We start from the raw sequence: 6,000 nt of genomic DNA, 5'->3' as shown, positions 1-6,000 counted from the left end.
GGGGGGGGGGGGGGGGGGGGGGGGGGGGGGGGGGGGGGGGGGGGGGGGGGGGTGGGTGGGTGTTTCTTCCACAACCCCCCCCCCCCCCCCCCCCCCCCCCCCCCCCCGCGACCCTGCCTCCTACTTGTCCTTGCCCTTCGCGGCCCGCATCTCGTGCCACTTCGCGTACATGTCGTTGAGCTCCTTGATCATGAAGCTCAGGAAGTCCCGCATCTCGGCGATCCGCTCACCCGCCGGCGTGTCCGCGCCGAGGGACGAAACGCCCTCGTCGGCGGCGTCTCGCCACAGGGTGATCATGCGGTCGCGCTTCATGAAGGTGGCGTACCAGAGGTCGTCGAAGAGCCGGTAGTGGTCGCGACGCGAGCCCGGCTCGCGTTCCTTGGCGACCAGTCCGATCTGCTCCAGCCAGCGCACGGCCCCCGAGATCGCGGCGGGGCTCACCGAAAGCTGGTCGGCCAGTTCGGCCGCGGTGAGACGACCGGCGTCGGTGGTCATCAACGCGGCGAACACCCTGGCGGGCATCCGCTGCATCCCGATCTGGGAAAGCGTGAGGCCCAGGTGCTCCACGTAACGGCGGACGGCGTCCTCGTCTCTCTGGGTGCTCGAAGCACTCTCAGGCGTCGTCATGAGCACATCCTCTCTTACCGCCCCCAGAGTGATCACATCATCCATACGTTTTCTTAACTTCACAACTTTGTGAAATCACTGTACCTTCAGATTCATGGAAAACGCCATCTCCATCTCCGGCCTCCACAAATCCTTCGGCCGGACCAAGGCTCTGGACGGCCTTGACCTGCAGGTACCCGCTGGGGAGGTGCACGGCTTCCTCGGTCCGAACGGCGCGGGGAAGTCGACCACCGTCCGGGTCCTGCTCGGCCTGCTCCACGCAGACTCGGGCGACGTCCGCCTGCTCGGCGGCGACCCCTGGAAGGACGCGGCGAGGCTGCACCGGCGCCTCGCCTACGTCCCCGGCGACGTGAACCTCTGGCCCAACCTCTCCGGCGGCGAGGTGATCGATCTGCTGGGGCGGCTGCGGGGCGGCCTCGACCAGCGCCGCCGCAAGGACCTCGTCGAACGCTTCGACCTCGACCCCAAGAAGAAGGGGCGCACCTACTCCAAGGGCAACCGGCAGAAGGTCGCGATCGTGGCCGCGCTCGCCTCGCACGTGGATCTGCTGATCCTCGACGAGCCGACCTCCGGTCTCGACCCGCTGATGGAGGCCACCTTCCAGTACGCGATCCAGGAGGAGCGCGAGCAGGGGCGCACGGTGCTGCTGTCGAGCCACATCCTCGCCGAGGTCGAGGCGCTCTGCGACAAGGTCAGCATCATCCGCAACGGGCACACCGTGGAGACCGGCACGCTGGCCGAACTCCGCCACCTCACCAGGACGTCGATCTCGGCCGAACTCGCCGGACCGCCGAACGGGCTGACCAAGCTGGAGAACATCCACGACCTCAAGGTCGAGGGCAACCGGGTCCGCTTCGACGTCGAAACCCGCTCCCTCGACGAGGCGCTGCGTCAGCTCACCCAGGTCGGTGTCCGCAGCCTGACCAGCCAGCCGCCGACGCTGGAGGAGCTGTTCCTCCGCCACTACACCGCCGAAGCGAGCGCGAAATGACCGCGACGCTCGACCGTCCCACCGTTTCAGGACCGTCGCACGGGCTGGTCGGCACCTGGCAGCTGACCAGGCTGGCGCTGCGGCGGGACAGGATCGTCCTGCCGATCTGGATCGTCCTGCTCGGCATCATGCCCTCGACGTCCTCGGGGACGTTCGAAACGCTGTACCCGACGGCCGCCGAACGGGCCGGGCTCACCGCGAGCATGGGCGCGAACCCGTCGCTTTCGCTGATCTACGGCCCCGCCTTCGACCTCTCGACCGCGGGCGGGTTCACCGCCTGGCGGCTCGGCGGCTTCCTCGCCCTGATCATCGGGCTGATGGCGGTCTTCACCGTCACCCGGCACACCCGCGCCGAGGAGGACACCGGCCGCGCGGAACTGCTGGCCTCCGCGGTGGTCGGCCGGTTCGCCCTGCTGACCTCGGGCGTACTGGTGTCCGCCGGGGCGAGTGTCCTCATCGGACTCGTCGAGACCGGGCTGATGATCGGCGCGAAGCTGCCCGCCGACGGTGCTTTCGCGCTCGGCGGCGCCACCGCGGCGACCGGGCTGGTCTTCACGGCTGTCGCGGCCGTCGCCGTCCAGGTGGCCGAGTATTCGAGGACGGCCAACGGGATCGGCGCCACCGCCGTCGGTGTCGCGTTCCTGCTGCGCGCGGTCGGCGACTCGACCTCGGACGCGACCTGGGTCTCGTGGCTGTCCCCGATCGGCTGGGCGCAGCGGATCCGGCCGTTCGCCGACGAGCGCTGGTGGGTCTTCCTGGTGCCGCTGGCCGCGACCGTCCTCGTCGGCGCCGCCGGCTACGCGCTGCTCCCGCGGCGGGACGTCGGCACCGGCATCATGCCGCCGCGTCCCGGGCCCGCCGAAGCGGCGACGTCGCTGCGCAGCCCGTTCGCGCTGGCGTGGCGGCTGCACCGGGGCCCGTTGATCGGCTGGCTGATCGGCACGGCGGTCTGCGCCGCGGTGTTCGGCTCGGTCGCGAGCGGGATCGGCGACGTCGTCGGGCAGAGCGAGCAGGCGAAGGAGATCTTCCAGCGCCTCGGCGGCACGGACGGGCTGATCGACGCCTTCATGGCGGCGATGACCGGCCTGTTCGCCATGGTCATCGCGCTCTACGGGGTGCAGGCCGCGCTGCGGCTCCGCGCCGAGGAGACCGCGATCCGTGTCGAGCCACTGCTCGCGACGGGTGTGGGCAGGCTGCGGTTGCTGGGGAGTCACCTCGTGTTCGCGTTCGGCGGCACGGCGCTGATGATGGTCGTCAGCGGTGTCCTGTTAGGACTGTCGAACGGGATGCGGTCGGGCACCGTCGGCGACGCGATCGGGGACATGGCGGTCGCTTCGCTGGCCCAGCTTCCGGCGGTGTGGGTGATCACCGGCCTCGCCGTGACGCTTTTCGGCCTGGCTCCGAAGTTCTCGACGGCGGCGTGGGCGATCGCCGGGGTGGCGTTGCTGCTCAGCCTGTTCGGCGCGGTGCTGAACCTGCCGCGGGTGCTGCTGGACGTCTCACCGTTCTCGCACGTTCCGAAACTGCCCGCCGCGGAGTTCACCGCGACGCCGCTGGTCTGGCTGACCGGGGTCGCCGTGGTCGCGCTCGTGGCCGGGCTCATGGGCTGGCGGCGTCGCGACGTCGGCTAGCCACAGGGGAAACCGTGAAGGCCGCCCGCGGGGAGGGTGGCCTTCACGGTTCTTGCCGTACTTCGCCGCCGGGCGTGACGACCAGTTTCGCGACCGGCACGCCGCCTCCGCAGGCCTCACCCGCCGGGTAGGCGATCGCCGGTGTCACGTCGAGGACGTGGGGTTTCCCGTCGTCGAAGGTCACCGTGGTCCTGACCGGCGTGGTCGGCAGGCCCTGGACCGGCACGAAGACGTGCTCGCCGCCGGACGCGGATTCGGTCACGCAGTCACCGGCCCAGCACAACTCCAGCGACACGCGGGTGAGGCCGGCGGCCACCTCCGGCGGGACGTCGAGGGAGATCCCCTCCACCAGGGCGATGGCCGGGCACTCTTCGCTCACCCCGCACGCGGTCAGAGTCGCGAGCAGGAGCACGAAAACGGGTAGCCGCCGCATACCGGGCAGACGACGCGAGGGGCCGTCCTGGTTGCCTCAATCGCGCCGGTATCCCGTGGTCGAGGTCGGCGGGAGCTCCGTCGAGGTGGTGGACGGCGTCACGGTCCTGGTCACCGTGCGTGGCGCGGGTGTACTGGTGTGCGTGACGACGAGGGGTTCCGGGACGCTCCCCGGCACGGTCACCGTGACCGGCCCGACCGAACGCGAGGTCGTGGCCGGGGCGGGGGTCGTGCTGACTTCGTGGACGCGGGGTTGTGGCTCGCGGCCTGCCATCAAAAGGGCGGCGACGAGCAGTCCGGTCGCGAGGCCGGCGATGGCCGCGACCGTGACGGAACCGGTGGTGGGACCCTGACCGAACATCCGGCACCCCCTCGCCATGCGAAGCGCAGGTACGAGGACTACTCGCGTTGATCTTACTTTTTGTTACGCAGCGTGCAAGTCGAGTGGAACGTGCGAAGCCCGTCGACCACGATTCGCACGAGGTGCCGTTCTTCGAGCGAATACCGTTCGGCGGCGAGGCATCCGGCGATCAGGGCGCGCAGGTCGTCGCCGTCGATGTCCTCGCGCACCGCGCCCGCGGCCTGCGCCCGGGCCAGCAGCGCCTGCGACGCCGACCGGAAGTCGTTGCCCGCGCTCGCCTTGAAAGCCAGCCCTGTCGTCTCGGCGAGCGCGTCGCACAGCGCCCGGTTGCGGGACGCCTGCTGGACGACGCGCTTGAAGAAGTCGAAGAACGCTTCGCCGGGGTCTTCGGCTGTCAGCAGGTCACGGGCTTCCTGCGCGAACTGCTCGACGCGGTCCAGGACGACGGCTTGGAAAAGGGCGTCCTTGCTGGGGAAATGCCGGTAGACCGTACCCGCGCCGACACCGGCGATGCGGGCGATCTCGTCGAGGGGGACGGCGAGGCCGTTGACGGCGAAGGCCTCTTCGGCCGCTGCGAGCACCTTCGCTCGATTGCGTCGTGCGTCGGCGCGCAGCACGGGCTTGTCCACTGTTCCCCCTCCTCAACCGGGTCCGGCGTTCCGATTCAACGCCGCCGCCGGTGAGGGCATTCCTCACTGCACCGCGGTCTGCGCCCCGTCCGGTGTGAACAGGCTCTGGGCCGTGGTGAACAGGTACTCCCACACGCCCGGGATCAGCAGCACCGCGGCGACCGCGAACACCGGGAAGATCAGCCGGTTCTCCACCTTCTTGCCGGTGCGGAACCGCAACGGCTTCGGCGGCCGGATCTCGTACCAGGTCTCGCCCGCGATCGGGATCGGGAACAGGAACGGGCAGCCGGACTCGGTCAGCGCGTCCCCGAGGCAGTGCACGAAACAGCCGGCCGCGACGGCGATGCCGAGCCAGCCGGAGATCTCCGCGAGCTGCGCCGCCTTGTCCGGCGGGGCGGTCCACACCCACCATCCGATCGCGGCGCCGCTGACCGGCAGGAGCCAGTCGCCGAGCGCGCCTTCCGCGAGCAGCAGGCCGAGGACGACGACGCCGAACACCGCCCACGGTCCGCCTTGGGTGGTGCCCCAGGAGGTCAGGAAGCCGAGGCCGACGGCGAATAAGACGGTGTGCGAGAGATGCCGGTGCTTACCGGTGACTTTCTCGTCCCGGGGTCCCTTGGTCAGCGCGTAGAGGGCCGCCGAAACCCGGCGAAGCAGCCAGGAGATCGCGCCGGTGAACCAGCCGAGCAGCCGCGACGCGCGGGCGCCCGGGTGGTCGAGGTCGGGCAGGAGGGCGAAGCCGGCCGTGGTCGCGGCGAACACGACCGCTTGGTGCACTGTTCCCGCTCCGACGGCGGGCGCGAGCGCGAGACCCGCGCACCAGCCTGTCAGGGCATGCGTCCGCCCCATCATCGTGCTGCTGCCCCCAGGTGTCGCGGATCACGAGCCCACGACCGTAGCGGGGGTTCAGGCGGGGGGCTCTTCCGACACGCTGAGGTGTTCGGCGACGCCGGTGAGCTCGATCACGCGGCTCACCTGCGGGCTGGGCACCAGTTCGAGCTCGACAGCCTTCTCGGCGGCCTGGCGCTGCGCCTGGAGCACCACGTTCAGCGCCGAGGAGTCGAAGAAGGTCACGCCGGTCAGGTCGGCGACGACCCTGCCGGACGGTTTGTCCGTGATCAGGGCCCCGAGGGTCTCCTGGAGCTGCGGGCTCGTCAGCAGGTCGAGCTCACCGGTGACCACCACGCGCGGTACAGACGCTTCGGCGTCCAGCGTGATGCTGAAACCGGGCGGCGTGGTGTTCTGGTCCGCTGCGGGCATGCACATTCTCCTCATCAGGTGAGAACCGACGCTCAGCGCCGGAACGCGCCTGTGGTCTCAAGCGACGGC

8 protein-coding genes are annotated in these 6,000 nt (G+C 70.3%); 2 read left to right on the top strand and 6 right to left on the bottom strand.

Annotated elements, in window-relative coordinates:
- Positions 1-120: 120 nt before the first annotated feature.
- Entirely contained in the window at positions 121-627 is a 507-nt protein-coding gene (locus ACZ6YV_RS05815) for a GbsR/MarR family transcriptional regulator (RefSeq protein ID WP_465508489.1), read from the bottom strand.
- Positions 628-721: 94 nt separating this feature from the next.
- On the opposite strand from ACZ6YV_RS05815, the gene ACZ6YV_RS05810 reads away from it, so the two are divergent.
- Together ACZ6YV_RS05810 and ACZ6YV_RS05805 are read left to right on the top strand one after the other, a co-directional pair.
- Positions 722-1,618: an ABC transporter ATP-binding protein gene (locus tag ACZ6YV_RS05810; RefSeq protein WP_465508488.1), complete on the top strand. Its 897-nt coding sequence runs from the start codon at positions 722-724 to the stop codon at positions 1,616-1,618.
- Positions 1,615-3,249, top strand: a complete 1,635-nt coding sequence (locus ACZ6YV_RS05805; protein WP_465508487.1) for an ABC transporter permease — start codon at positions 1,615-1,617, stop codon at positions 3,247-3,249. Before ACZ6YV_RS05810 ends, ACZ6YV_RS05805 begins: the two co-directional genes overlap by 4 nt.
- A 43-nt stretch (positions 3,250-3,292) precedes the next feature.
- On the opposite strand, the gene ACZ6YV_RS05800 is transcribed toward ACZ6YV_RS05805, so the two are convergent.
- From ACZ6YV_RS05800 to ACZ6YV_RS05780, 5 genes are all read right to left on the bottom strand, one after another.
- Positions 3,293-3,682: a hypothetical protein gene (locus tag ACZ6YV_RS05800; RefSeq protein ID WP_465508486.1), complete on the bottom strand. Its 390-nt coding sequence runs from the start codon at positions 3,680-3,682 to the stop codon at positions 3,293-3,295.
- A gap of 36 nt (positions 3,683-3,718) precedes the next feature.
- Positions 3,719-4,042 carry a hypothetical protein gene (locus ACZ6YV_RS05795; RefSeq protein WP_465508485.1) on the bottom strand — a complete coding sequence of 108 codons (324 nt, stop codon included), beginning with the start codon at positions 4,040-4,042 and terminating at the stop codon, positions 3,719-3,721.
- A 53-nt stretch (positions 4,043-4,095) separates the two neighbouring features.
- A complete protein-coding gene (locus tag ACZ6YV_RS05790; RefSeq protein WP_465508484.1) occupies positions 4,096-4,671 on the bottom strand; it encodes a TetR/AcrR family transcriptional regulator in 576 nt (191 codons plus the stop codon).
- Positions 4,672-4,734: 63 nt separating this feature from the next.
- Complete coding sequence (locus tag ACZ6YV_RS05785) at positions 4,735-5,520, bottom strand: metal-dependent hydrolase (protein WP_465508483.1); 786 nt, start codon at positions 5,518-5,520, stop codon at positions 4,735-4,737.
- A gap of 57 nt (positions 5,521-5,577) precedes the next feature.
- Positions 5,578-5,931, bottom strand: a complete 354-nt coding sequence (locus ACZ6YV_RS05780; protein ID WP_378238240.1) for an STAS domain-containing protein — start codon at positions 5,929-5,931, stop codon at positions 5,578-5,580.
- Positions 5,932-6,000: the final 69 nt, after the last annotated feature.

The sequence above is a fragment of the Amycolatopsis sp. NPDC102522 genome, assembly GCF_055584485.1.
Note: the sequence above shows the minus strand (reverse complement) of the source record. Positions and strands in the feature narration are given on the sequence as shown.

What these genes read in the sequence shown, in the direction of transcription:
- ACZ6YV_RS05815 (WP_465508489.1), bottom strand. Translation starts at nt 627, where the DNA reads ATGACGACGCCTGAGAGTGCTTCGAGCACCCAGAGAGACGAGGACGCC.
- ACZ6YV_RS05810 (WP_465508488.1), top strand. Translation starts at nt 722, where the DNA reads ATGGAAAACGCCATCTCCATCTCCGGCCTCCACAAATCCTTCGGCCGG.
- ACZ6YV_RS05805 (WP_465508487.1), top strand. Translation starts at nt 1,615, where the DNA reads ATGACCGCGACGCTCGACCGTCCCACCGTTTCAGGACCGTCGCACGGG.
- ACZ6YV_RS05800 (WP_465508486.1), bottom strand. Translation starts at nt 3,682, where the DNA reads ATGCGGCGGCTACCCGTTTTCGTGCTCCTGCTCGCGACTCTGACCGCG.
- ACZ6YV_RS05795 (WP_465508485.1), bottom strand. Translation starts at nt 4,042, where the DNA reads ATGTTCGGTCAGGGTCCCACCACCGGTTCCGTCACGGTCGCGGCCATC.
- ACZ6YV_RS05785 (WP_465508483.1), bottom strand. Translation starts at nt 5,520, where the DNA reads ATGGGGCGGACGCATGCCCTGACAGGCTGGTGCGCGGGTCTCGCGCTC.
- ACZ6YV_RS05780 (WP_378238240.1), bottom strand. Translation starts at nt 5,931, where the DNA reads ATGCCCGCAGCGGACCAGAACACCACGCCGCCCGGTTTCAGCATCACG.